The 25,070-nt window shown below is 49.7% G+C and carries 27 protein-coding genes, 1 tRNA gene and 3 pseudogenes; 10 read left to right on the top strand and 21 right to left on the bottom strand.

The annotated features are described in order from the left end of the window. From rlmD to pcrA, 3 genes and pseudogenes are all read right to left on the bottom strand, one after another. Positions 1 to 1,406: 23S rRNA (uracil(1939)-C(5))-methyltransferase RlmD (gene rlmD / locus ACLU9Q_RS10545; RefSeq protein ID WP_412625199.1), on the bottom strand; the 1,406-nt coding region annotated here is incomplete at its 3' end. Positions 1,407 to 1,578: 172 nt separating this feature from the next. Continuing rightward, positions 1,579 to 1,794, bottom strand: a pseudogene (locus ACLU9Q_RS10540) (hypothetical protein); the annotation flags it as partial. Positions 1,795 to 1,874: 80 nt separating this feature from the next. Then, on the bottom strand, positions 1,875 to 4,127 hold the full coding sequence (gene pcrA, locus ACLU9Q_RS10535) for a DNA helicase PcrA (RefSeq protein ID WP_412625198.1): 2,253 nt from the start codon (positions 4,125 to 4,127) through the stop codon (positions 1,875 to 1,877). Positions 4,128 to 4,209: 82 nt separating this feature from the next. On the opposite strand from pcrA, the gene ACLU9Q_RS10530 reads away from it, so the two are divergent. Continuing rightward, positions 4,210 to 4,800 carry a DUF1836 domain-containing protein gene (locus ACLU9Q_RS10530; protein ID WP_298513656.1) on the top strand — a complete coding sequence of 197 codons (591 nt, stop codon included), beginning with the start codon at positions 4,210 to 4,212 and terminating at the stop codon, positions 4,798 to 4,800. Here the strand turns inward: ACLU9Q_RS10530 and ACLU9Q_RS10525 are convergent. Together ACLU9Q_RS10525 and ACLU9Q_RS10520 are read right to left on the bottom strand one after the other, a co-directional pair. After that, positions 4,775 to 5,068, bottom strand: a complete 294-nt coding sequence (locus tag ACLU9Q_RS10525) for a YerC/YecD family TrpR-related protein (RefSeq protein WP_298513659.1) — start codon at positions 5,066 to 5,068, stop codon at positions 4,775 to 4,777. The two genes, ACLU9Q_RS10530 and ACLU9Q_RS10525, sit on opposite strands and share 26 nt — an antisense overlap. Continuing rightward, positions 5,065 to 5,811, bottom strand: a complete 747-nt coding sequence (locus tag ACLU9Q_RS10520) for a phosphatase (protein WP_298513662.1) — start codon at positions 5,809 to 5,811, stop codon at positions 5,065 to 5,067. The genes ACLU9Q_RS10525 and ACLU9Q_RS10520 overlap by 4 nt, the downstream gene beginning before the upstream one ends. 179 nt (positions 5,812 to 5,990) lie before the next feature. Between ACLU9Q_RS10520 and ACLU9Q_RS10515 the strand changes: the two genes are divergently transcribed. From ACLU9Q_RS10515 to ACLU9Q_RS10505, 3 genes are all read left to right on the top strand, one after another. Next, positions 5,991 to 6,272, top strand: coding sequence for a TIGR03905 family TSCPD domain-containing protein (locus tag ACLU9Q_RS10515; protein WP_298513665.1), 282 nt, complete (start codon positions 5,991 to 5,993; stop codon positions 6,270 to 6,272). Between the two features lie 121 nt (positions 6,273 to 6,393). Next, a complete protein-coding gene (locus ACLU9Q_RS10510) occupies positions 6,394 to 8,184 on the top strand; it encodes a flavin reductase (RefSeq protein ID WP_298513669.1) in 1,791 nt (596 codons plus the stop codon). Between the two features lie 221 nt (positions 8,185 to 8,405). Next, a complete protein-coding gene (locus ACLU9Q_RS10505; protein ID WP_412625197.1) occupies positions 8,406 to 9,407 on the top strand; it encodes an ABC transporter substrate-binding protein in 1,002 nt (333 codons plus the stop codon). Positions 9,408 to 9,442: 35 nt separating this feature from the next. On the opposite strand, the gene ACLU9Q_RS10500 is transcribed toward ACLU9Q_RS10505, so the two are convergent. The 7 genes and pseudogenes from ACLU9Q_RS10500 to ACLU9Q_RS10470 form a co-directional block, all read right to left on the bottom strand. Further along, positions 9,443 to 10,639: an FtsW/RodA/SpoVE family cell cycle protein gene (locus ACLU9Q_RS10500; protein WP_296831689.1), complete on the bottom strand. Its 1,197-nt coding sequence runs from the start codon at positions 10,637 to 10,639 to the stop codon at positions 9,443 to 9,445. Between the two features lie 108 nt (positions 10,640 to 10,747). Then, positions 10,748 to 10,972, bottom strand: coding sequence for a hypothetical protein (locus tag ACLU9Q_RS10495; RefSeq protein ID WP_412625196.1), 225 nt, complete (start codon positions 10,970 to 10,972; stop codon positions 10,748 to 10,750). Between the two features lie 81 nt (positions 10,973 to 11,053). Further along, positions 11,054 to 11,533, bottom strand: coding sequence for a superoxide dismutase family protein (locus ACLU9Q_RS10490; protein WP_412625203.1), 480 nt, complete (start codon positions 11,531 to 11,533; stop codon positions 11,054 to 11,056). A gap of 62 nt (positions 11,534 to 11,595) precedes the next feature. Further along, positions 11,596 to 12,033, bottom strand: a pseudogene (locus tag ACLU9Q_RS10485) (manganese catalase family protein); the annotation flags it as partial. 3 nt (positions 12,034 to 12,036) lie between these two features. Next, positions 12,037 to 12,240 carry a hypothetical protein gene (locus ACLU9Q_RS10480; protein ID WP_296831683.1) on the bottom strand — a complete coding sequence of 68 codons (204 nt, stop codon included), beginning with the start codon at positions 12,238 to 12,240 and terminating at the stop codon, positions 12,037 to 12,039. Between the two features lie 145 nt (positions 12,241 to 12,385). After that, positions 12,386 to 12,458 (bottom strand) — tRNA-Ala (locus ACLU9Q_RS10475). 81 nt (positions 12,459 to 12,539) lie between these two features. Then, the gene (locus tag ACLU9Q_RS10470) at positions 12,540 to 12,824 is read right to left on the bottom strand and encodes a hypothetical protein (protein ID WP_296831682.1); all 285 of its coding nucleotides are present in this window, start codon (positions 12,822 to 12,824) and stop codon (positions 12,540 to 12,542) included. Positions 12,825 to 13,138: 314 nt separating this feature from the next. Here ACLU9Q_RS10470 and ACLU9Q_RS10465 point away from each other — a divergent pair, with 314 nt between their 5' ends. Beyond that, the gene (locus ACLU9Q_RS10465; protein WP_296840880.1) at positions 13,139 to 13,378 is read left to right on the top strand and encodes a hypothetical protein; all 240 of its coding nucleotides are present in this window, start codon (positions 13,139 to 13,141) and stop codon (positions 13,376 to 13,378) included. A 76-nt stretch (positions 13,379 to 13,454) separates the two neighbouring features. Then, on the top strand, positions 13,455 to 15,056 hold the full coding sequence (locus tag ACLU9Q_RS10460; protein ID WP_412625194.1) for a recombinase family protein: 1,602 nt from the start codon (positions 13,455 to 13,457) through the stop codon (positions 15,054 to 15,056). 168 nt (positions 15,057 to 15,224) lie between these two features. On the opposite strand, the pseudogene ACLU9Q_RS10455 reads toward ACLU9Q_RS10460, so the two are convergent. The 3 genes and pseudogenes from ACLU9Q_RS10455 to ACLU9Q_RS10445 all read right to left on the bottom strand — a co-directional run. Next, positions 15,225 to 15,341 (bottom strand): annotated as a pseudogene (locus tag ACLU9Q_RS10455) (manganese catalase family protein); the annotation flags it as partial. A 181-nt stretch (positions 15,342 to 15,522) separates the two neighbouring features. Then, a complete protein-coding gene (locus ACLU9Q_RS10450; protein WP_296840887.1) occupies positions 15,523 to 15,672 on the bottom strand; it encodes a hypothetical protein in 150 nt (49 codons plus the stop codon). Between the two features lie 106 nt (positions 15,673 to 15,778). Beyond that, positions 15,779 to 15,988, bottom strand: coding sequence for a helix-turn-helix domain-containing protein (locus ACLU9Q_RS10445; protein ID WP_296840890.1), 210 nt, complete (start codon positions 15,986 to 15,988; stop codon positions 15,779 to 15,781). Between the two features lie 142 nt (positions 15,989 to 16,130). Between ACLU9Q_RS10445 and ACLU9Q_RS10440 the strand changes: the two genes are divergently transcribed. Both ACLU9Q_RS10440 and ACLU9Q_RS10435 read left to right on the top strand, forming a co-directional pair. After that, positions 16,131 to 16,517: a hypothetical protein gene (locus ACLU9Q_RS10440; RefSeq protein ID WP_296840893.1), complete on the top strand. Its 387-nt coding sequence runs from the start codon at positions 16,131 to 16,133 to the stop codon at positions 16,515 to 16,517. 11 nt (positions 16,518 to 16,528) lie between these two features. Further along, on the top strand, positions 16,529 to 16,816 hold the full coding sequence (locus ACLU9Q_RS10435) for a hypothetical protein (protein ID WP_296840895.1): 288 nt from the start codon (positions 16,529 to 16,531) through the stop codon (positions 16,814 to 16,816). A 153-nt stretch (positions 16,817 to 16,969) separates the two neighbouring features. Here the strand turns inward: ACLU9Q_RS10435 and ACLU9Q_RS10430 are convergent, their stop codons facing one another. After that, a complete protein-coding gene (locus tag ACLU9Q_RS10430; protein WP_296928661.1) occupies positions 16,970 to 18,118 on the bottom strand; it encodes an SPOR domain-containing protein in 1,149 nt (382 codons plus the stop codon). Positions 18,119 to 18,173: 55 nt separating this feature from the next. Next, the gene (locus ACLU9Q_RS10425; RefSeq protein ID WP_296928663.1) at positions 18,174 to 18,623 is read right to left on the bottom strand and encodes a DUF2829 domain-containing protein; all 450 of its coding nucleotides are present in this window, start codon (positions 18,621 to 18,623) and stop codon (positions 18,174 to 18,176) included. Between the two features lie 540 nt (positions 18,624 to 19,163). Between ACLU9Q_RS10425 and ACLU9Q_RS10420 the strand changes: the two genes are divergently transcribed. Both ACLU9Q_RS10420 and ACLU9Q_RS10415 read left to right on the top strand, forming a co-directional pair. Beyond that, positions 19,164 to 20,546 (top strand): ISNCY family transposase, encoded by a 1,383-nt coding sequence (locus ACLU9Q_RS10420; RefSeq protein ID WP_412624485.1) that lies wholly within the window; start codon positions 19,164 to 19,166, stop codon positions 20,544 to 20,546. Positions 20,547 to 20,597: 51 nt separating this feature from the next. After that, positions 20,598 to 20,837, top strand: a complete 240-nt coding sequence (locus ACLU9Q_RS10415) for a hypothetical protein (protein ID WP_412624486.1) — start codon at positions 20,598 to 20,600, stop codon at positions 20,835 to 20,837. Positions 20,838 to 21,128: 291 nt separating this feature from the next. Here ACLU9Q_RS10415 and ACLU9Q_RS10410 read toward each other — a convergent pair whose 3' ends face one another. The 4 genes from ACLU9Q_RS10410 to ACLU9Q_RS10395 form a co-directional block, all read right to left on the bottom strand. Then, positions 21,129 to 21,326: a holin gene (locus tag ACLU9Q_RS10410; protein WP_296928665.1), complete on the bottom strand. Its 198-nt coding sequence runs from the start codon at positions 21,324 to 21,326 to the stop codon at positions 21,129 to 21,131. Continuing rightward, positions 21,301 to 21,660, bottom strand: coding sequence for a hypothetical protein (locus tag ACLU9Q_RS10405; protein WP_412625193.1), 360 nt, complete (start codon positions 21,658 to 21,660; stop codon positions 21,301 to 21,303). The genes ACLU9Q_RS10410 and ACLU9Q_RS10405 overlap by 26 nt, the downstream gene beginning before the upstream one ends. An 87-nt stretch (positions 21,661 to 21,747) precedes the next feature. Continuing rightward, a complete protein-coding gene (locus ACLU9Q_RS10400) occupies positions 21,748 to 22,248 on the bottom strand; it encodes a hypothetical protein (protein WP_412625192.1) in 501 nt (166 codons plus the stop codon). An 11-nt stretch (positions 22,249 to 22,259) separates the two neighbouring features. Further along, positions 22,260 to 25,064, bottom strand: a complete 2,805-nt coding sequence (locus ACLU9Q_RS10395) for a hypothetical protein (protein WP_412625191.1) — start codon at positions 25,062 to 25,064, stop codon at positions 22,260 to 22,262. Between the last annotated feature and the right edge of the window lie 6 nt (positions 25,065 to 25,070).

Genomic DNA, 25,070 nt, shown 5'->3' with positions numbered 1-25,070 from the left:
GTCTCCACATGCTCCGTCCCCGGAAACAAATCAACACAACACCCTTTTTCCAGCCGATACCCCTTCTCCTGCAATATCACAAGGTCTCTTGCAAGGCTGGTCGGCTTACACGAAATATAAACAATCTTATCCACGTCAAAGGCTATTATCTTTTCCAGCGCCTTCGGATGGATGCCGTCGCGCGGCGGATCAAGTACGATGATGTCCGGCTTTTCCTCCACGGAGTCGATAGTTTTCAGTACATCGCCTGCCAGGAATTCGCAATTATTGAGACCGTTTGCGGCTGCGTTTTCTTTTGCCGCCTCCACCGCTTCCTCCACGATTTCTATGCCGACCACTTTTTTTGCCACCGGAGCAAGAATCTGCGCGATGGTTCCGGTGCCGGAGTAAAGGTCAAAAATCGTTTTATCCTTTGTCTCACCCACGTAGGAGCGTACTTTTTCATAGAGCACCTCCGCGCCCAGGGAGTTCGTCTGGAAAAAGGAAAACGGCGATATCTTAAAGCGCAGTCCCAGAAGCTCCTCGTAGAAAAAATCTTTTCCATATAGGACATCCGTCCGGTCGCTTTTGATGATATCGGCAAGGCTGTCGTTTACCGTGTGCAGGATGCCCGCGATCGTCCCGTCAAGGTCAAGCGCACACAGCTGCTCCGACAATCCGCGCAGCAGGCTTTCCTCTGCCACCTCACCAGTCAGCGCATCACAATCTTCCGCCGCTTTCTGCTCCATCCGCGCACCAAGGCTTTCCGTCTGCGAGGTTGTCACGAGATCGATCAGAATCTCCCCGGTCTTCTTCGCCTTGCGCACCAGCAGGTGGCGCAGATAGCCGGTATGTTTCAGCTTATGATAAAACGGTGCCGGATTTTCCCGAAAATACGCCAGCACGCACGCCAGAATCCTACGGAAATTTTCGTCCACAATGCGGCAGTCCGAGACCGTCACGATATCATAGAAGCTCCCGCGTTTATGCATACCGAGTGCCAACGGTCCGTCAAAATATTCATCCCCGAAGGAGAATTCCATTTTGTTGCGATAGCCAAACTGCTCCGGACTGCCAAGGATTCCCTCAAACTCGTATTCCGGGCACACGTCGTCGAGCAGCTTTTTCACCTGCTGCGCTTTCATGGCAATCTGCTCCTCATAGGGAAGGTTCTGGTACGTGCAGCCGCCACAGTCTGCAAAATGCGGACACTGCGGTTCTATCTCCTGCGGCGCTTTTTCCAGAATTTCCAAAATGCGCCCTTCCGCCTTTCCCTTGCGGATTTTGTTGACCGCGAGCCGCACCCGCTGCCCGGCAACGCCGTTTTTTACGATGACTGGCTTTTCCTCCCCTTCAATCACCGTCACGCCCTTATTCGGGAATAAGATTTCACTGATTTTCCCTTCCAGGATCTGTCCCTTTTTCATACGCTTTCCTCCAAAAAATAACCGCCGCAATATATGCGGCGGCTCTCTCATTTCTTTTTCTTGCCGGCATTTATTCTTCTGCAGCCGGTTTTTCCTCTTCGTCCACGAAGATTTCTTCTTCCTCGTCTTCCTCTTTTTCTTCTTCCGGAGCTTCTTCTTTTTCTTCTTCCTCTTCCAGCTCGTCTTCGAAGTAATCGTCGAAATCGTCGTCGAAGTCATCGTCAAAGTCTTCCAGATAATCCGGCGTAAGATATTTGTAAACTGCAACTGCGATGCCTGCAACTGCTGCTACCGCACCGATGATCGCCAAAATCCACAGCACTGTATTTTTTGCTTTCTCATCTTCTTTTTTCTGGATTACTGCCAATAAATCTTCCCACTTGTTCATGTCCTGCACATCCTTTCTTAGAGTTCATTTCGTATTTTTCCATAGTATAACACAAAACGTCTGTCTTTACCATACTAAATTTACAATTTCTGCAACTTTGCAAATGCCGCAAACATTTTTTTCACGCCGCAGCGCTCAAAATTCACAGTCACCTCGTAGTCCTTGCCGCCGTCCGTGATATTTTCTACCACACCGGTGCCGAATTTGATATGTCTGACCGTGTCGCCGACGCCGTAATCAAGATGATCCGCCTTCGTCACCTTAAACTGGTTCGCGTCAAACGCCTTGCTATGGAACGCCCGCTTTGCCTGCATATAAGGTGAATCTGCGGGAGGCTCCGGCTTTTTAAAGCCCCTTCCCCGCTCTGGCGCCTGACCATCTGACGGCTCCTTTGCTCCCGCCGGTTTCCGGTTCGTCTCCAGCAGTTCCTGCGGAATCTCCCGCAGGAAACGCGAGATCGCGCTCATATGCGTCTCGCCGCGCGTCATGCGCATCCGCGCACAGGTAAGCGTCAGATGCTTCATCGCGCGCGTGATGCCGACATAGCAGAGACGCCGCTCCTCCTCCAGCGCCTCCGGGTCCTCATCAAACCCCACATGACTTGGGAAAAGCCCTTCCTCCAGTCCGGTCAGGTAAACGTTCGGAAATTCCAGCCCCTTCGCGCTGTGCAGCGTCATCAGCACCACCCGGCTCTCATTTTCATCAAGGCTGTCGATATCCGCCACCAGCGCTACTTCCTCCAGAAAGCCACTCAAAGTCGGATCGCCGGTGCTCTCCTCGTAGGTAACAACTTTCGAGATCAGCTCGTCAATATTCTCAATGCGAGCGCGCGCCTCGTCCGTATCCTCCGCCTCCAGCTCCTTCACGTAGCCGGTCGACTCGATAATCTGAGAAAGCAGATCATTCACACTCAGGAACTCCGCCTGGCTGCGCAGCGTCCGTATAAAGGTGACAAAGTCTTGCAGCTTCCCACTGCTGCGCGCCATTCCCGGGATCTCCTGCGCCTGTTCCAGCGCCTCATAAAAGCTGATGTCCTGATCCATCGCATAGGTCTGCACCTTTGTCAGCGTCGCCGCACCGATTCCCCTGCGCGGAACGTTGATGATGCGGCGCACCGCAAGATCATCGCGGGCATTGTCCACGGTTTTCAGGTAACAGAGCAGGTCCTTGATTTCCTTCCTGGCGTAGAAATTTACCCCGCCAACGATCTTATAGGGAATATTCGCCATCAGAAATTTTTCCTCAAACAGACGCGACTGCGCGTTCGTGCGGTAAAGAACGGCAAAATCCCCATACTGCGCCTCGCCGCGGCGCACCTGCCCGGCGATATTTTCAGCAACAAATTCCGCTTCGTCGAAGGCGTTTGGAAACTGCTTTACCTTAATGAGGCTGCCCTCCTCATTCTCCGTCCAGAGGGACTTTTCTTTTCTGCCCACGTTATTTTTGATAACATTATTCGCCGCGTCGAGAATATGCTGCGTGGAGCGGTAATTCTGCTCCAGCTTGATCACCTTCGCATCGTCGAACACCGTCTCAAAGTCGAGAATATTGCGGATATTTGCCCCACGGAACTTGTAAATCGACTGATCGTCGTCGCCGACCACGCAAAGATTCCGGTATTTTGCCGCCAACAGACTGATGAGCTGAAACTGCGCTGTATTTGTGTCCTGGTACTCGTCCACCATGATATAACGGAAACGATCCTGATAATACGCCAGCACATCCTCATGGTTCCGGAAAAGCTCCACTGTTTTCACCAGAAGGTCGTCAAAATCGAGCGCGTTGTTGCGCTTTAGCTGCGCCTGATACTCCACATATGCCGCAGCGATCCGTTGCCCCTTGAAGTCCCCGAAATTCTGCTTTTCAAACGCCGTCTCCGAGATCAGCTCATTTTTTGCTGAAGAAATCGCCGCAAGAATGGAGCGTTCCTTTAACATCTTTGTATCAATATTCAGCTTCTTGCAGATATCCTTCATCAACGATTTCTGATCGTCCGTGTCGTAGATCGTAAAATTATTCTCGTAGCCGAGCCGGTCGATAAAACGCCTCAGAATGCGCACGCACAGCGAATGGAAGGTGGACACCCAGACGCTGCCCGCCTCCGGTCCCGCCAGCTTATCCACGCGCTCGCGCATTTCGCCCGCCGCCTTATTTGTGAAGGTGATCGCCAGGATATTCCACGGTTTCACCCCTTTTTCTTCTATTAAGTATGCAATGCGATGCGTAAGAACCCGCGTTTTGCCGCTTCCTGCGCCCGCCAGTATCAAAAGCGGACCTTCCGTGTGAAGGACCGCCTCCCGCTGCATATCGTTTAAATGATCATATGTACTCATTTTTCCTCCGAAAATTTATTTTATACTTGTCATGTAGTTTTAAAAACTGTATAATGTAGTCCAGAAGGAGGGATACGTGATTATGACGATTAACCCAGACAATATGCTCCAGAGCATTCTGGACAGCCTTTCCCATATGGACTACATTAAACCGGATGATATTCCGAATATTGACTTATACATGGATCAGGTGACAACCTTTATGGACGCCCAGCTCTCCGCCGCAAAGCGCTACCCGGAAGACAAGATACTCACCAAGACCATGATCAATAATTACGCCAAAAACCGTCTGCTGCCGGCGCCGGACAAAAAGAAATACTCCAAGGAGCATGTGTTGATTTTAATCTTTATTTATTATTTTAAAGGTTTTCTCTCGATCACCGACATCCAGTCGCTGCTCAACCCGCTGGCAAAAAAATATTTTAAAAACCAGGACGGCTTAAACATCGAATCCCTTTACCGCGAGGTATTCAGCATGGAAAAGGGACAGATGGCGCATATGAAAGAGGATCTGCTCGCAGACTATCAGACAGCAATGTCCACATTTGCGGACGCACCGGAGGAAGGAGCCGATGCTTTGCGCCTCTTCTCCTTCCTCTGCCTGCTGAGCTTTGATGTCTACGTAAAAAAGCAGATCATCGAAAAACTTATTGATTCTCTTCCAGGCGACTGAACACCATCCGATATCCGTCGCTTCCGTAGTTCAGAGAGCGGTTTACACGGCTGATCGTGGCCGTGGAAGCCCCTGTCTGCTCCGCGATCTCCAGGTAGGTTTTGTTCTGCGTCAGCATCCGCGCCACCTCAAAGCGCTGTGACAGCGACAGCAGCTCATTGACCGTGCAGACGTCCTCAAAAAACAGATAGCATTCTTCTTTGTTCTTTAACTGAAGCACCGCCTCAAACAGATGATCTACTGCTTCCGTTCTGATTGTTTTGCTCATCTTTTTCCCTCCACTGATATTCCATCGCGTTTTCCATAATTAATATGCTGCATCAGCGCTTCCACGCTGCGGTTCGCCACCAGCTCCTCCGGAAAATCCAGCTCCTCCAACAGTCTTACGCACCGCTCATGGCGTCCGATGTCCGTCGCCACATGTGCGTCGCTCCCCAGGATCACCGGAACCTGCTGTTCCTTGCACAGTCTCAAAATCTCCCGGTCATTCGGCTCTGCATTCTGTCGGAAACCGTCCGGGTTCAGAGAATTATTGTTGATCTCCAGCAGAACACCCGTCTCCTTCGCCGCTGCCACCAGCCGCTCATAATCTATCTCATAGCGCCCGTCGTCGGGATGTCCAATGATGTTGATGTAAGGATTTTTCATCGCGCCGATGTATGCGTCTGTGTTTTCTTTCCTTGTGCCCGGCTGGATGCACGGCGTATGCAGGCTCGCGATCACCACATCCATCTCGCGCAGGATATTCTCCGGCAAATCCACCTTTCCCTCATAATCCATGATGTTCAGCTCCACTCCCTGCAGCACCGTGATACCCTCCAGCGTGCGCGGCACCACCTTCAGATTGGAAAAATAAAAATCATGACAGCTTCCCGGCATCTGCGGCGCATGATCCGTAATGCCAAGGAGCGCAAGCCCTTTCTTCCGCGCGCTACTCGCCATCTCCCAGATCGTGTTGTAGGCATGTCCACTCGCCAGCGTATGTGTATGTACGTCTAAAACGTCCCGCATTTCTTCACTTCTTTCTCGTCAGTTTCACGCTTCACCTTGTCAACGTGGATATTATAACACGAATCCGCCCCTGTTAGCAACCTTCAAAATATGCATGTTACAGTGGCTTTTTTTGCAAAAATATGATACCATATATTGAAAATCAAGAATATCTTACCAGAAAGGATGGAATACTTACAATGGGAAAACTTACAAAAAATAACAACACCTACGTACACAAAAACAGCGGCGTCTGCTCCTCCGCAGTAGAATTTGAGGTGGAGGATAATCATCTGAAAAATGTTCACTTTATCGGCGGCTGCAACGGAAACACCACCGGTATCGGCAAGCTTGTGGAGGGTATGGAGATCCACGACGTTATCCGCCGCTTGGATGGCGTACCCTGCGGGATGCGTCCCACCTCCTGTCCGGACCAGCTTGCAAAAGCTTTGAAGGCATACCTGGCGGAAGCCGGCTGTTAACTGCCTGCAATACTGCCTTGTTACAACCGCCTGCAGAAGCTGTCACATTTCCGTTGCTTTTTTAAAAATGCTATATTATAATGAAAACGAATTTTAAATACTAACAAATGGAGGACCTCTTATGAAAATCACGAACGACATCCGTTACGTTGGCGTAAATGATCACAAGGTTGATCTTTTTGAAGGCCAGTACGTCGTACCAAATGGCATGGCATACAATTCATACGTTATTCTCGATGAAAAGGTTGCCGTTATGGATACCGTCGATATCCATTTTACCCACGAATGGCTGGACAACATTGCCGCTGTTCTGGATGGCAGAAAGCCGGACTATCTCGTTATCCAGCATATGGAGCCGGATCATTCCGCAAATATTGCCAATTTTCTGAAAGCATACCCGGACACGACCGTAGTTGCGAACGTAAAAACCTTTGCGATGATGGATCAGTTCTTTGACCTGGACGAATCTGTAAAGAGACACACCGTAGAAAACGGCGGCACGCTCTCGCTCGGTAAGCACCTGCTCACCTTTGTATTCGCCCCGATGGTTCACTGGCCGGAGGTTATGGTGACCTACGACAGCACGGAAAAGGTTCTTTTCTCCGCTGACGGCTTCGGAAAATTCGGCGCAAACGACGTGGACGAGCCGTGGGACGACGAGGCGCGCCGCTACTACATCGGCATCGTCGGCAAATACGGCGCACAGGTGCAGAACCTTTTAAAGGTTGCCGGCACTCTGGACATCCAGATTATCTGCCCGCTGCACGGACCGGTGCTGACGGAAAACCTTGGACATTATATCGGTCTTTACGATACCTGGTCCTCCTACAAGGTAGAGAGCGAGGGCATCGTAATCGCCTACACCTCCGTTTACGGAAATACAAAGAAAGCGGTTGAACTTCTCGCTGCAAAAATGGCGGACGAGGGCTGCCCGAAGGTGATCGTACACGATCTTGCGCGCACAGATATGGCGCAGGCAGTGGCCGACGCGTTCCGTTACGGGAAGCTGGTGCTCGCCACCACCACCTACAACGCGGAGATTTTCCCGTTTATGCGTGAGTTTATCGACCATCTGACAGAGCGCAACTTCCAGAACCGCACGGTTGCTTTTATCCAGAACGGTACCTGGGCGCCGCTCGCAACTAAGGTGATGAAGGGTATGCTCGAAAAATGCAAAAAGCTCACCTACGCAAACACTGAGGTTACAATCAAGTCTTCCGTAAAGGCAGAGACAAAAGAAGCCCTCGACGCACTGGCTGCAGAGCTTTGCAAGGACTACATCGCGCAGTCGCCGGAAAAGGCAAACAAGAACGATATGACTGCACTCTTCAAGATCGGCTATGGTCTTTACGTTGTCACCAGCAACGACGGCAAGAAGGACAATGGTCTGATCGTAAATACCGTAACACAGCTCACAGATACGCCGAACCGTGTAGCGGTAAATATTAATAAACAGAATTATTCGCACCATGTGATCAAACAGACCGGTAAGATGAACGTAAACTGCCTGTCCGTGGAAGCGCCGTTCGAGATCTTCCAGCGCTTCGGCTTCCAGACCGGAAGAACCACAGACAAGTTTGAGGGCTTTGCACCGCTCTACTCCGATAACGGTCTCGCTTTCCTGCCGCGTTACATCAACGCGTTTATGTCGCTTGAGGTGGAATCCTATGTAGATCTCGACACACACGGCATGTTCATCTGCCGCGTAACCGAGGCGCGCGTGATGTCCGATAAGGAAACCATGTCGTACACCTACTATCAGAAAAATGTAAAGCCGAAGCCACAGACTGAGGGCAAGAAGGGCTTTGTCTGCAAGGTTTGCGGATACATCTACGAGGGCGACACGCTCCCTGATGATTTCATCTGCCCGCTCTGCAAGCACGGTGTGGCTGATTTTGAACCGATTGAGTAAGGGGATTTTTAAGATGGTTTTGGAGGACTGCTGCTTAGGCGGCAGTCCTTTTTATTATGTGTTTACTTTCAGCCGCCGTTCCAGGCAAGTATGCTATGGATCAGAGATTTTTGTGGGCGGCACATTCGCTTGGTTCGGTACTCGCGAAAATAAATGTTCCCTCACATCATTTTGCTCCCTGCATATATTAACTCTGACGAGTAAATTCACGGAGTTTATTTATGAAAAGAAAACTGACTGCGCTTCTTTGCGCCTCTCTTCTGACCGCAGCCCTTCCGTTTCCGGCGTGCGCTGCGGAAACGGAAGCATCCCTGCAGAAAGTCACCCTGAACGAGGTGGCGCATTCCATCTTCTACGCGCCGCAGTACGCTGCCATCGAGCTTGGCTATTTTGCTGAAGAAGGCATCGACCTGGAGCTGGTGTGCGGCTTCGGCGCCGACAAGGTGATGACCGCCGTCCTTTCCGGCGATGCCGAGATCGGCTTTATGGGAAGCGAGACAACAATCTATGCCTACAACCAGGGGGCAAACGATTATGTGGTAAACTTCGCACAGCTTACACAGCGCGCCGGAAACTTCCTGGTGGCAAGGAAAGAAATGCCGGACTTTGACTGGAACGATCTGAAGGGCGCAAAGGTGCTTGGCGGAAGAAAGGGCGGTATGCCGGAAATGGTATTTGAATATATCCTAAAGCAGCACGACATTGATCCGCTCGCAGATCTTACCATCGACCAGAGCATCGACTTCGGCTCCACCGCTGCCGCATTCTCCGGCGGGCAGGGAGATTTCACGATAGAGTTTGAGCCTTCCGCAACTGCACTTGAAAAAGAAGGAGTCGGTTACGTCGTCGCCTCTCTCGGTGTCGATTCCGGCTATGTCCCCTACACCTCCTACAGCGCAAAATCCAGCTATATGGAGGAGCATCCCGACATCATCCAGGGCTTCACGAACGCGCTGCAAAAGGGCATGGATTACGTAAACAGCCACACACCGGCAGAGATTGCCGGGGTTATCGCTCCGCAGTTCCCGGACAGCGACCTGGAGACCATCACCGCGATTGTCACACGCTACGCCGAACAGGATACCTGGAAAGAAAATCTAATATTTGAAGAAGAGAGCTTCACGCTCCTGCAGGATATCCTCGACACCGCAGGAGAGCTTTCCGGGCGCGTTCCCTACGAAAATCTGGTAACGACGGAATTTGCCGAGAACGCCGCAAAATAATCGCAAAACGGGCGCCCGCGATGGGTGCCCGTTCTTTATGCCGGCTCACTGTCGTTATCTTTAAATTTAATCTGCTTTGATACGCTCAGCGCCATCGTCATCTCTGCCATCAGGAACACAATGGACGTGCCTCCATAGCTGACGAACGGCAGCGTGATGCCCGTCGTCGGGATTGCGTTTGTGACAACGGCGATGTTGAGCACCACCTGCAGCGCAATGTGGATAAAGATACCGGACGCGATCAGCGAACCCAGAAGATCTGGCGCGTTCTGCGCGATAAACAACAGGCGGTACAGCATGAAAGCAAACAGCATGGACAGCACCACCGCACCGAAAATTCCCAGCTCCTCGCAGATGATCGTGAGGATCATATCGTTCTGCGCTTCCGGAACATAGTCAAGCTTCTGCAGGCTGTTTCCAAGCCCCTTTCCAAACACACCCCCGGAACCGATCGCGTAAAGCCCCTGCATGATCTGATAACCGCCAAGGCTGGAATTCGCCTCCGGATCAAGCCATGCAATAACACGGCGCAGACGGAAATTTTCGCTTCCGCTCAGCGTCTGCGCGTACATGATCACGGCGACTACCCCCACTGCCACAATCACTGCACCGACAATAAACGGCGTTTTCTTCGGGAAAACAATAAACAGCATCCCTACCGTAATTCCGGCAATAATGATCGCCGTACTGAGATTATCCGTAAAAAACAACGTGAGCGCTGAGCTAAGCGCGCCGCATCCAAGCACGATCCAGAACGCTTTCATGGTTTTCATATTCTTCCCCATCTTAACAATCAGCACCGACAGGAATAAGATAACCGCAAGCTTGGCTATCTCGGCGGGCTGGATCGAAAGCGAACCAATATAGATCCAGCGCTTTGCACCGTAGATTTCCGTTCCTACAAATTTTGTGATAAATAGCAGGATATTCGCCACCACATAGAGCAGCCCGGCAAATTTCGCATAAACATGATAATCAATCTGTGAAAAGATCAGCACTGCCACAAAACACGCCGCACTGATCGCCGCCTGCCTTTTAAAATAGTACATACCGTCGCCAAAGTCAATCTGCGCCGAATATGCGCTTGTACTGTATAACATAACCAGACCAAAACAGGTCAGCAGAATGATACTTGCCAGCAGATTGTAATCGTAATAATGAAACACCTGCTTCGCGGCGGTTCCCGCTGATTTTGCCATGCTCCGCACCTTTTTCTTCTTTGCTGTTGCCATGGATCTCTCCTTACTTTTCCAAAACCATTTCTCTGTTCTTCCGTAAATTTTAGCACAATCGGACAGCAGATACAACGAAAACTTTTACGGAATCACCTCCAGAAACTTTTACGGAATCACCTCCAGATGCTCCGGCAGGTAACTGCAAAGAAATGCATCCACCCGGTTTTCCTGCCGCAGCTTAAAACAGCCGTATTCAAATACCACCTCATTCACCCTCCACTCCCGCTGGCTCATTTCATATGCACTGACGATATCATGCGTGAATATCTCTTTTCCCGTCCGGTCCCGCATCCCGGAGCTTATCCGCTGATTTTCCATATTTATACCCATTCTTTTCGCCTCGCCCAAACACAAAACGTTATAAAAATGGGAGCGCCGACTTAGACGACAGCGCTCCCCGCTTTACATTTTCTAGTATTCTCTGATTTCCCCGCATGCCATTTTCGCACCGGAATCCCCGGAAGGCTGCGTCCGGAAATCATCCGGCATATCATGGACGATCACCGTGCGGCCAACGACTTCCTCCGGCGTGAAACGATCGGTAAAAAAGACGGACAGCGCATATCCGTTATTTTCCAAAAGCGGCGGCAGGTCGCCCGCATGAAACGGATGACTGCACTTTCCCGGATTAAAATGTCCACCGACATCCGCAAACGGATCTTCCTCCGTCCCTTTGCAGGCGCTTCCCTCATGGATATGAAATCCAAAAAAATTTCCACCGCAGACGCCTTCCTTCACCGGAAGGCCGGCAATCTCCGCCGTCACAAGCGTACCGCCCCAGAGCGGATAAAACAATACATTTCCGCAGATGCAATCCGTCTTTTGCTTCCCGTAGATCATCGCGTATGCCTCCGGCTTTCCCGTCCTTATCCTGTGCAAAAGCATCTCCATATTCCCGGAAATACCGCTGAAATTATCACAGCTCAGTGTTCCTGCCAGCTTCTTTTCCATATTCAATCCCCGCAGTCCGGGCATGATGCCGGCTGATCGAAGCTTAAGTTGAATGCATAGAAGTTTCTGCTGTCCAGCTTATCCTGCACAAGGCGCAGTGCTTCACCGAATCTCTGGTAATGCACCACCTCGCGTGCACGCAGGAATCGGATCGGGTCCGCCACCTCCGGCATGTTGCGCACGACGCGCAGAATGTTATCATACGTGGAGCGCGCCTTCTGCTCTGCCGCCATGTTCTCATGCAGATCCGTGATCGGATCGCCCTTCGCCTGGAATTCGCAGGCGTTAAAAGGAACGCCGCCCGCTGCCTGCGGCCAGATGGAAATGGTGTGATCGATATAATACGGACCAAGCCCGGAATTCTCAATCTCCTCCATCGACAGGTTTCTGGTGAGCTGGTGAATGATCGTAGCAACCATTTCAAAGTGCGCCAGTTCATCCGCTCAGCATTGATGGATATCAGCGCTTTTCTTCTCGTGTAAATCTTCCTGCTTCCGCATAAGCTCTGTCTCCGCCTGCTGCAAAAATTCCGCTGTCGCCCTCTTCAGACGATCGATTTGCTTTTCGCATTCCTCCTCCGTCAGCTCCGAATAATGGATTCTGGCAGTGCAATTCTCCAGATGCAATATTTTTATGTTTTCTTCCACAATATCACCCCTGTCATCCTATGTCTGACGGATTGTACCAGTTGCCTTTTTTCATCCGCACTGCATCCAATTTCTTCCTGCAGCTTCATAAAAGCCATAATCGCAAAAAAATCCGAACCCATCATCTGAGTTCGGATCTCTCTCCTGGAGCATACGGGATTCGAACCCGTGACCTCCACATTGCGAACGTGGCGCGCTCCCAGCTGTGCTAATGCCCCAAAATCTATAATTCATTATACCACTCCGCCTGAAAAATGCAACAGGAAATTTAAAAAAGTTTAATGGAAATTTAAAAAAGTTTAATGGTACCATTTAAGCTTTGGGATCGTCCAGAAGCTCTCGCCGGGATGATAGGTAAGCTCGACCTGCCTGGTAACGCCATGATCCTCCACGCGGCATTGAAACTGCTTATATTCCTGGAAGCGCGGGCTGCTGCTCTGATAGCTTGACAGCACCTTAAAGGATTCCCCGTGAACGCCGATGTACAGAGGAATCATATTGCCGCATTTATCAAAAGATACAATAACCGGAACGACCGTCATGGATTCCGGGAAATAGGACGGATCGGTTAGCTGTGTACGCATCCTTGTGGACTCCTTTTATTTGTTCTAATCATATTATAAAACATATGTTCGAAAAGTAAAGAGGGAAATATTCCCAGTTACTGTTCACTCCGTTCTCAGTAACTTTCACAAATCCATTTAAAATTCGCTTCGCGAATGGGATTTGCTCACACCTGAATCATGTTCTCACGCCTTAACCAGCAAGTGTTTGAGGCTGGTGTGAACAATAACTATTCCCGGACATACATCTGATCACATTTAAAAATCACATGGAAATCCCGGACAAATTGTGATAATATAGAGCCATTGCAGGAGTCAGAAATGGAGGTTGCTTTATGAGACGGATGGAATTTTCTATAGAGGATAACGGCGATATGCTGACGGTCGGGCAGATCGTGACAGTCAAGGAATATCTGACCACGCGGCTGTACAGCTACATGATCGAGCACGCGATCGGAATGTCCCGCCCATACGGCGCCGGCGAGCGGCTGAAAACGGACCGCGGCCGGGTGGTAGAGATAAAGAACACCGGACGTTTCAATATCGCCGTGCTGGAATTTGACGAAGATGAATAAAAATTCCCGGATGATTCATAGCTTGCAAAAGAAAAAAATAAACTAATGTAAGCTTTCGAATCAGCCGGGGATTTTTATGTGGCACGACTTTCATTCTGACGAGATATTCGAATACCTGCGCAAATCACGCTCGGATGACCCCTGTCTTTCCGTGGAGGAGGTTCTTAAGAAGCACGAGCGGATTCTGCGCGATTATGCCGAAAAGCACCTCACCGGTAAAATCCCGGAGAATCACATTTTTCGCGAAATTGCCTCCTCCGAGACGATAGACGGGCGTCCGGAGCTGCTGCGGCTCTTAAAAAGCATCGAAGATACGCGAATTAAAGCTGTTCTGGTGGTGGAGGTACAGCGTCTCAGCCGCGGCGACCTTGAGGACGCCGGACGGCTCATCAAGCTATTGCGCTACACAAATACGAAGGTAATCACACCGCAGAAAACGTATGACCTGCAGGACGAATATGACCGCGATATTTTCGAGCGCGAGCTAAAGCGTGGCAACGAATATCTGGAATATTTCAAGAAAATCCAGGCGCGCGGACGGTTAGCCTCCGTTCAGGAAGGAAATTATATCGGCTCCATCCCACCCTATGGGTACGATAAGGTGTTTGTTACCGTCGAAAAGAAAAAATGTCCCACGCTGGCGGAAAACAATGCCCAGGCGGAGGTTGTGCGCATGATTTTCGACCTCTACGTGAATAAGGATATGGGAATTGTGCGCATCGCAGACTATCTTGATGCACTCGGCATCGCCCCTCCGAAGGGCGTTCACTGGTCTCCCGCCGCCCTTCGCGATATGCTTCAAAATGTCCACTATATCGGAAAAGTTCGGTGGAACCGGCGCAAAACCGTAAATGTCGTAGAAAATCAGGAGGTTCTTAAAACGCGTCCCACATCTGAGCAATATCTGACTTTTGACGGAAAACATACCCCCATCATTTCGGATGAATTGTTTGAAGCCGCGCAGAAAAAACACGGCAGGAATCCCCGCGCAAAGTCAGATGTCACTGTACGCAATCCGCTCGCCAGCCTGCTCTTCTGCCGCTGCGGACGCGCTATGTCCCTGCACACGTACAAAGACCGCTCCGCCCCGCGGTTGATCTGTGATGATCAGACACATTGTCACAGCGGCTCTGTCCGCCATGAAGAGATGATAGACTGCATCTGTGAGATTATGAGAAAATGCATTGCAGATTTCACAGTAAAGGCAGATCCCCCGGTGAAAAGTTCCCGTCAAACCCACACAGCTCTTATCAAACACCTTGAAAATAAGCTTGATACTCTGGAGAAAAAAGAGCTGCACCTGTGGGAAACATATTCTGATAAACAGATGCCGGAGCATATCTTTCAGACACTAAAGGATAAACTTCAAAAAGAACGTTCGGAAACAGAAACTGCTCTTACACTCGCACAGAAATCTGTATCGACGGAAAACCATCACGACAGAAAATCTCTGCGATTTTCAGACGCGCTCGCCGCCCTGAAAAATCCGGATATCTCCGCCGCACTGAAAAACCGCTATCTGAAAACTATCTTTGAACGTATCATCTATCACCGCGAAAGACCGGTACGCATAACAAAAGAACGCTGCTCTCTCCCCTCTCAGGCGCCGGAAATATCCCGTCCGAATGGAAGCTGGTACTCTCCGCCCTTCGAGCTGGACGTCTTTTTCCGGAAATAATGCGTGTGCTGACCCTGTATCCCTTTTCAGAAGCAGCACGTACGCTGCCCCTGCATTCCTTTCGTAAGCAGCACGTATACTGACCTCGCATCCCTTTCGTAAGCAGCACATATACCGACCTCGTATTCTTTTTCAGAAGCAGCGCGTCCTTCACTTCCATCATGCACGTGCTGACTCTTCCGTTCCGATGTCAGTCAAAACGCCCATTGTCTGACGGTCCGGCATCGCATAACGCTGGGAAAGGTAGCGCATGGAGGCGCTGATCTCTCCGTCTGGTCCTCCGTATCACCGTACCATATAAAAAGCACAGGATAGTTTTTCTGTCCTGTGCTTCTTCTAAAATAGCATAAAAATCCGCTTTTGGCAACCACTCTTCAATTTTATTTGATTTATATGTCTTTTTCTGTTATAATTTTTTTGACGGGGAGCGGTGGCAAGCCCGCCCTCCCTGTTTGCCCTTAGCTGATTACTCAGCCCTTTCTTTTTGTTTCGGTTTATACTGCTCTTCTCCCGTCTCGATGAAAAGAATGAAATCATTGATTTCCTTTTCTGTCCATCCTGCAGCTCTTAATCCTAACAATAATCTCGCAACTTCTGTCATGTTCATATCGTTCATGTTCTGCTCCTTTCCCCGCTTGCCCGGCTATTGTCACTCGGTTTCCCTCTTGACAATTACATTATAAACTTTTTTTGGTTTATTGTCAATGCTTATTTTAAACTTTTTATGGTTTATTATCGACGTACTTAATTATATTGCCAGGCTGCATATCCAGCAACTCACAGAGCTGCCCCAAAGTCTTAATGCCTATCATTTCGCCTTTTCTCAGTTTCTGCATGGCTGATTGGCTAAGTATATTTTCTTTCAGTATCCTGGTGCTATTGTAGCCAGATTCTTTCAACGCTTCTATTACATCTATTTTATATGTTAGCATTTCACTATTCCCCCTTTTCTTTATTGTAATTCCAGAGAGAGAAAAAGTCAATAAAAATAATCCAAAAAAAGTTTATTTTTTACTTGACTTTAAACCATTATTGGTTTATAATATAATCATCAAAGGAACGGAGGAAAAAGTAATGAAAAAATATAATTTATCGGCTATAATGAAAAGAGCATGGGAACTGGTTAAGAAAGCCGGTATGACAATTTCCTCTGGTCTTAAAAAAGCATGGAAGGAAGCGAAAGAAATGGAAGAAAACTTAATCGAAAAACTGAAAGTAAATCTTGAAGATATGATGTATAATGATTATCATATCAACCTCGGCATCGACCGCGAGGTGCAGTCTAAAACATGGGAGAAGGGCGAAACTAAAAGAGAATACCTCTCAATCTCCTGCTTTACTGGAAACGGACGTTTTAAAGGCTCCTACAAATGCGGTTACGTTGACCTTGTAACAAACGAATATGTCTGCGAAAGATATGATGATGTGGACGCGGCAAACAAAGAATATATCGGAAGATAAGGAGGAAGATTATGATTATCAATGGCATCGGAGAAGTTGGAGAAGAAGTTATCAAAGGCATTCTGACGAATGAGGGGATCGATGCACTTGAATCCGGAGAAATGTCACTGGAAGAGGCTGGTGAAATGTACAAACTGGAACAGGTGAAAAAATTCAGTAGAATCGGTGAATTCGGGGATACTTTCCGTGCAAATTTCGCAAGGATTCCCGGCAATATCTACGATAAACTCTCCCCCGAAGAGGCTGCCCAGCTCGTGGATGCATTTTACAAATGCTATGGCGATGGAAAGAACGCATAGAAAAAAGGGCTTTAATAGCCCTCTTTCCTTTTTGCATCACTACACAATAACCGTAAATATTTCAATCCGCGCCCGCCAGATAGCCGGCGGAACCATGACAGGAAGCATCTATCCTGCCAGACAAATATATTTTACATGGTGCACGCGCTTTTGTCAACTCTTAATGATTGCATCAAACCCTGCTGCCTTCAGCCGCTTTACCAGTTTCTCCGCATTCGCCCGCACATCAAACGCGCCGCACTGTACTTTGTACTGACCATCCTCTGACTTGATGATGGCATCAAAGCCAGCTGCTTTAAGCTGCGCAACAAGCTTTTCGGCGTTCTTCTTTTCCTTGAAGCTTCCGCACTGCACTCTGTTCTGTTTGTTGAGCGGTTCTGGCTGCTTGTCCGTTTTATGTCCAAAGTACAGATGCCCCCATTTGTTGCTGCTGGAGTCACTGCCGAGATACTGGTATTCTGCAAGCAGTGTTGCGCATTTGTCTTTGTCAATCTTCCCGTTTCCGTCAGAGTAGTTCGTAAAACTCCGAAACTGAAGTATTTTTGCGTCCGTGAAACGCCGCACATCCTTTTTGAATACATCATAGACCGCCTGCCGCGCGGCATCGGATGTCGCCTTGGATCCGTAAGCAGAATAGTTTTTCCGCATGACTTCCGTGATGGTCTTTCCATATCCACCGTTCTCCAGCATATCATGGATACACTGCGCAACACCGAGGAATCCGTTCCGGCTTGCGATCACGCCAGCCTCGCCGTAGACCACCTTCGCAATAGCCTCCACATTACTGTCACCGATCTGCACACCTGAGATGTTCTCGTCAAACGCGCCGATCAGCTTCTTAAAGCGCTCCCAGTCACCGCGCGCCCGAATCTGCGATGGGCAGTTTTTCGCACAGACGTCATAGTGTGAGTATACCCGGCTTGCCGGAATGTTTAATTCCTTCATGAGCTGCTTCGTCACTTCTACGGTGTTCTGGAACGCTTTCTCGTAGTTGTAACCGGCATTAACGCACATTTCGATCGCTACGCTGTTACGGTTGTTCACGGTGCCGAACAGCTTGCCGCCGTAGTTTACTCCGACATGCCAGGTACCGCGGCTATACGGCGCCGCAAGTTCTGCGCTCTTATCGTCTACGTAGAGATGCGCCGACATGCCCTGGAAATTGCCGTCATGCTGGGCTTTTGCGTGCGCTTTCGCGTCAGCGCCTTTGTTAAAATTGTCTGTGTTATGGATAACAATATTTACCGGATTGTTCTCCGCGTATGTATTCTGGTTTGAGATATATTCTTTGCTGATATTCATATGTGCTCCTTTCCGCTGCGTTTTCGCAGCATAAAAAGAGGACGGTTGCCCGCCCCTACTCTGCAAATACCCAGTCCTCTGCCAGCATGTCTGCCTGTGAAGCAAGCCAGCCCATCTGGATACCCGACGTTCCAACAAATGCAATAGCTTCGTTCCCGATTGCTTCATGCCCGCAGTTATAAACATTCCCGTCAACAGTCATATAACTGATATTCGTGGCAAGCTCGATGTGCTGGTTTTTACCGTTCCAGCCTTTACGTGCCACTTTCCTCCCTTTCTTCAGAGCTTCAATTGCAAGACCAAATGGCATACTGTCGCATTCCCGATACGCTTTCTCAAATATCGTCTTCGGACTCCAGGAAATGTATCCGTCCGGGTATCTCAGCAGATAGCCTTCGTCATCCGGATTCTCATTTTCCGGAATCGTCCAGCCTCTGAACACATTATAGTCTCCTCTTGTCATGGGTTCTGCTTCAGTGATTTTTGTTCCAATATATTTTCTCATGGTTTTCTCCCTTCTCCCGGTTCTTTCGGGAATTAAAAAGAGGACAGTCTCCCGTCCCCTGAAATTTTACTTGAATATTCTGTTCTCGGATGTTATATTATAAATACAGGGAACAACCGCCCACAAGGGGTTGACCTCGACAAAATGGTAATAGAATTGCCACCCTGAAACCGGTCAAAGTTTAGAGGGTGGTTTTTCTATGCCTAAAACATCAGTGACAAATCAAATAAATGAATGTCAGTAATGCCAGAATAAACATTCCAAAAGACATTAAGTCTTTAAAATCAAAATGTTTCATCAGCACCACCCCCATTCTATGTAAGAATAGAGGTCAGCCACCCTGCAACACGGTTGTCCTGGTTCAAATATAACATACCGTTATCTGTTTTTCAATTAATATATTCTGCTACTCTTCCAGCTCTATAAGCCATTTATGATAATGTCCTAGTATACCACATATGAAAATGTCCCGGATGTGGTAAAATATCCTCTATCTATTTTAGATTGGAGGAAATCATTATCAGAAAGGTAATACTTACAATGGATGAACAGAAAAAATACGAAGTGATCAAATCTCTGGCAGATCACCCGGATGGGAATAAGGACAGGGCTGCCCTCACCCTTGGCTGCACCAAACGCCATATCAACCGTATGCTGGCTGGATACCGCAAAGAAGGAAAGGCTTTCTTTATCCATGGCAATAGGGGACGTAAACCGTCCACCAGCATCCCTGACGAGACCCGCAATCGCATCATCGATCTCTACCTTACAAAATATTTTGATGCTAATTTCCAGCATTATTCAGAACTCCTTGAGGCCCATGAACACATCTGCGTCTCACCTTCTTCTGTAGCTAAGATCCTGGAAAGTAAATATATTCTTTCTCCGAAAGTTACAAAGGCCAAGAAAAAGCGTATGGAAAAGGAGCTTCAGGATAAAAAGAAAAGTGCCTGCAGCCTGAAAGAAGCCGCTGTGCTCCAAACCAATCTCGTAGCGGTTGAAGATGCTCATTCAAGACGTCCAAGATGTGCTTATTTTGGGGAACTGCAGCAGATGGACGCAACTCCCTATGAATGGATCCCCGGGCAGGTATGGCACCTCCACCTGGCTATTGACGATGCTACCGGCCGGGTCACCGGAGCCTGGTTTGACACGCAGGAAACCTTAAAGGGCTACTATCACGTATTCCACCAGATCCTGACCACCTACGGCATCCCTTACAGGATCTTCACAGACCGCCGTACGGTATTTACCTATAAAAAGAAAAACTCCCCATCTCTTGATGAGGATACCTATACCCAATTCGCTTATGCCTGCAAGCAGCTTGGTGTTCAGCTGGAATCCAGCAGTGTCCCGCAGGCCAAAGGCCGCGTAGAACGCCTCAACCAGACACTACAGTCGCGCCTGCCAATCGAATTACGATTAGCAGGGATCACGACCATAGATGCTGCCAATGAATTCCTCCACTCATACATAAAAGAATTCAATGAGAAGTTCGCGCTTCCCCTTAATGGTATCAAATCTGTGTTTGAAACGCAACCGGAAAATGAAAAAATCAACCTGGTTCTCGCTGTCCTGACAGAACGGACCGTGGATTGCGGGCATGCGATCCAGTTCCGGCACCGCCATTACCGGATGCTGGACGCCAGAGGGAAACAGGTACATTACCGCAAAGGCACAAAAATAATGGTTATCCAGGCTTTTGACGGAAGCCTTTTCTGCTGTGTCAATGACAAGGATGTCCATGCACTGGAGGAGATCCCCGAACATATGGAAAGATCCCGGGATCTGGATGCAGACTATCAGCCGCCCAAAGCAAAAAGACATTATATTCCGCCAATGAGCCATCCCTGGCGCAGCAAAACTTTCCAGAAATTCGTAAAGACACAGGAGCACCATCTAATGGATGACGTTCCAGCATAAAAAGCAGCAGAAAAAGATGATAGGTATATACCTACCGAAAGGAGAGATCACATGAGGGACTGGATCGACTGCATCGAAGCGCATACAAAAGCACAGAAAAAATATGATAAAGAACATACACAGGGAATTTACTTAAAACTGAACCTCCGCACAGACCTTGATATCATCCGCTGGTTTTGGGAACAGCCGTCAAAACAGGGAGCCGTAAAACGGCTGATCCGTGAGGAGATCGCCCGAAAAAAGGCGGAAGGAACAGGGAGCGGAGGCGTTGTCAGGAGAACCGTGGAATAATGGGGTTGGGGCCCCGTTATGCCGCGAAAGTCTCTTGAGATAAGCCTCACGGAAAACGCTGTTTCTAAGGAGAAAGGATATATGCCCTTTCTCCTGCCCCCTGCGGGGCGGGTTCGGGCAGGGCCCGATTATGGGTCAAGGGACAGGTCCCTTGCGGGTTCTTAGGGCAGAGCCCTAAGCTTCCAGAGGACATCTGCCACGTAGCCATATGAAATCAGCACCGGAAAACCGGTGCTAATGTTTCAGTTTTTTCGGGACATTTTCAAAAATGCTTGACATTAATATATTCTGCTACTCTTCCAGCTCCGGCAGTCCTCCCACCGATGTCAGAAGGGATACGATCCCCGCCAGCGCCGAAGAGGATGCCACCAATACCCAGTTTACTTCTCCCATCGCCACGGATGAGCCGATTGTCGCCACGGCGGTCTGCGCCACCGTCTTTACTGCCCTTACTCCTGCCGCTTTAATCCATTTCTTCCAGTCTCTCATGTTTTACCCCTTCTTTCTCTTCCGGCATCGCCAGAAGTTTATGATACAGTTCCGTTGCCACATCATTGCCGCCTAAATTATGATATGCGGTATATACCTTTTTGATAGATTCCTTTGCGTAGATCGGACAATAACCCCGGTCTGTATATTTATTGTAGTTTTCCACAATACTGTCGCGGAGCAGAGACTGTACGCCGTCCGCAATCGCTGTATTCTTCCTCTGCTCCATTTTTAAACGCGCAGACACGCTCCGGTAACCAAGCCCCAAGGCCGCAGAAATGAGCGTAAACAGCCACTCCGTCCAGTGTGCCTGCAGATATTCCAGAATCTCCATCGGAATTCCTTTCCCCGGCGCGTGCCGGTGCGAATTTAAGTAAAATAAAAAGACCTTCGCGGTCCCGCCCTTATATCCATATGCCTCCTATTCTGCCGGCTCTGTTTCCGGCTCTGCTCCTGTCTCTGCTTCCGGGTCCGTCTCCTCTTCCACCAGCTCCCACGCATCCGGATATGTATCCGGGTCCCAGACGCAGCCATCCATCCGGCAGACGTAGCGTCTGCCATCCGTATAGGTCATTCTATCGCCGGTATTGTAGGCGTCATGTGCGCCGGTAGGCTGGATATACTCCGGGTATTCCTCCTTCACAGGCGGGGTGACTGTACCGCCCTGCAGAGTAGTGATCGCGTCCGTGTTGGCTCTGATGGCAGCTGCCATCTCTCCAAGGTTTGTAAAGATGCTGTCGATCTGTTTCTGTACGGATGTATAACTGTTTTCCGGGAGTGCGTTCTGACGGGCAAGTTCCACCAGTTCGGTTCTCTGCTCCTCCGTCAGACCTCCCTGCAGCCAGATGGTATCGATCTTTCCGAGCATGTCCGACAGCTCGTATCTGCCGGAACTGATTACGGTTTTGATAATATCGTACATGGTTGTCCTCCTTAAATGTTGTTAAGCGTGTTCTGCTCCAGGGCGGCTACGCGCTGCTCCAGCGCGCTGTAGGATTCTTTTGGCACGTAGTTCTGTGCGATATAGTTTTCCGTATCTGCCACGTATCTGACAGACATCCATGCTCCCGCATCATTACCGGTCACCGTTGTCGGATAGTTGGTATGGAGAGCGCGGTAAGCGGCGAGGTCTTCAGCGGAGAGCGGGTTTTCAATGGGCTGCGCTAAAATATATTGTACAGTAATCGGATTATCTTTTAATTTTGCTTTCATTTCATCTGCATTCTGCACAGAATCATCTTTTACATATATCCAGTTCTGCCCGGGATATCTCTCCGATCTGTCCTGATATAATCCGATTTGATTGTTTTTGAGATTTGCATCCTTCATGCCGGTATATGCATCACAGAACACTTTCCTTCCGGGAGTTTTGTCTGCATCATGTAAGTCTGCGTAGAATCTGCCGGAAGACGCTACCCAGTTTTTAGAGTTATCAAGAACAGTACTGCATACCCTCTGCACATACACCCCGCGTCCAAAATCCACCTCATCACATACCCACTGCTGCCCGTTTCCATCGGTGTAGTTTCCTCCGGATGTTACCGGGATGCCGGGGAGGCCGTTGGGTGTGGAGAGTGTGAGGGTTTGGGGCGCACGGGGCGGCTCGTAAGCGGTGCCCATTGTTCCAGTTTCTAATTGCGGCTCAATCAGTACATTATCAAAAACTGTACCGGATGCAAACCATACCCATATCTGCGATATGTAATCTCCTTCTTTTGCAGTATATGGTATGCCACCTGCCATATAGTTTCCGGAAATCCCATTAAGCAGTGCATACGCATGATTGCCGCTCATGGCATAACTGACGCCAGGCTTCAGCATCATTTCCCCTTTAAACAGTACAATGTTTACCCCCGATGATGCCGTGCCGTTATACAACAATGTTCCATCGTCATTCACGGTTATTGTGACACCATTAATCACTCTGTTTCCATCCACATACGGGAACGGGATCAGATTCTTCCCTGTCACATCCACATTAATATTCCCCTTATCCCCCGCACTCACAATCTCCTGTGGATATTCCGGGTTCGGTGAGGGCCTGCCTCCGGTGTAGGGTTCGTCAATAATAGCATTTCCTTTGCAGACACTCAGAGCAACGTCCGAATATTTCCTATAGGAAATACGTATATACCGGATTCCTTCCTGCAAATCCCAGCCGCCCGATGCAGTTGACTCATTTTCGCCACTCTGGTATACTAACCGTCTCATAAATGTCATATCCGCATCATAACAGCCGATACCTAACCATAAGCTGTGGTTTTCGGCAGCGGCCCGCATACTATACACTATGTGGCTCACACCAGAGACATCGATATAATTGTTATACTGCTCGTTCTGTTCCGGATTACCCGTACTTCTTATATTTCCTGCCGTATCGATATAACCGTCCTGGGAATTTTCCGGATCCCATAACTGCGCCCCCGCCGTGGTCTTCTGGGTGGAACGCCCGTAAATGCCCAGATGTTTAAACGGTTTTTCTGCACTGTCTTTCAGTACCACGTCTGCCCCCGAAGCACTCTGTATGATACCCGGCGCCGATACAGCAAGCTCTTCCTGCAGGCTCCTGATGCCGGATCGGTTTTCGCTGACCTGCTCCCGGTCTGCAGCGATCTCCGCGGCGGCTGCCTGCACTCTTTCTGTCTGGGTATCCCCTTCCATCTGTATGAAAGAGACCTGCGCGGATCCGGCTGTCTGTACGGCTGATACCTGCGCAGCTCCTGCCGCCTGTACCTCCGACAGCGCCTGTGTCTTCGCGGTGCTGGTATCTTCCACCGCCTGCGTCCCCGCTTCCTCCACGCGCTCCGTCTGGGTCTGTCCGGCATTATTTACATCGGCAACCGCCTGCTGGCGGAGCAGTTTAAAGTTATCTGCCATCTGTCTGACAGCTGCTCTGTCTTCTGCGACCTCTTCCCCGGTCTGCATGACAACTGCTTTTGCCTGCTCGGTCGCGTTCCTGCTCTCTTCCGTCTGCTGTGCAGACAATTCTGCCTGCCCTTCTGCTGCCTCGGCAGCTGCCGCAGACTGTGCTGCGGCTGCCTTGGATTTTTCCGAAGCCTGTTCTGACAGGAGTGCGTTTTCCGCCGCTGTCTGTGCCTGCGCCTTTAAAGCAGCCGTTTCCTTCCTGTCCGCAGATGCCAGCATTGCCGCAGCTTCCGCGTCTTCCGCAGACTTTCCCGCCCCGGCAAGGCTTGCGGCCGCATCTTCTGCCGCCCCACGCGCCCTGTCTGCGTAATACATGGCGTTATCCTCTGCGCGCTCCGGGAAATCCTCATGCCCGTGCGCCCAGCCTTCCGCGGACTTTTCTGCGCCTTCTGCGCGTCCTGCCGTTTCTGTGGTCTCTTTCCGCGTCTGCACAAACGCCTCCATGATCTGGTCGAAATAGCCCTCTGCCTCTTCCTCCAGACCGCCGTCCCCGGTATAGCCTTTTTCCCGAATGCGTACCCGCGCGGCGGATGTCGTGATCTTTGTGGTGCCGTCACTGCCGAGTACGCCAACTGCTCCCCTCTGGGCTTTGAGCCACGAGACCGGCACATCGCAGATATCATCCGTGCAGAGGGAGGTATGCGCCTCCCCGTCCTCGTCAATAAATACACCGCTCTTTACCAGCCCGTCCCAGTCCGGCGTTTCAAAGGTAAACTGTGCCCTGAGGTAATTGTCAGAGCCTTCCACGATGGCAAAATCATCCGTGCGTGCGATTTCCTGGTTTGTGACTGTAAATTTCAGTACTGCTTCCATCTTCTT

Source organism: Marvinbryantia sp., assembly GCF_047017445.1.
In the GTDB taxonomy this organism is placed as follows: domain Bacteria; phylum Bacillota; class Clostridia; order Lachnospirales; family Lachnospiraceae; genus Marvinbryantia.
This window is presented reverse-complemented; position numbering and strand designations above follow the sequence as displayed.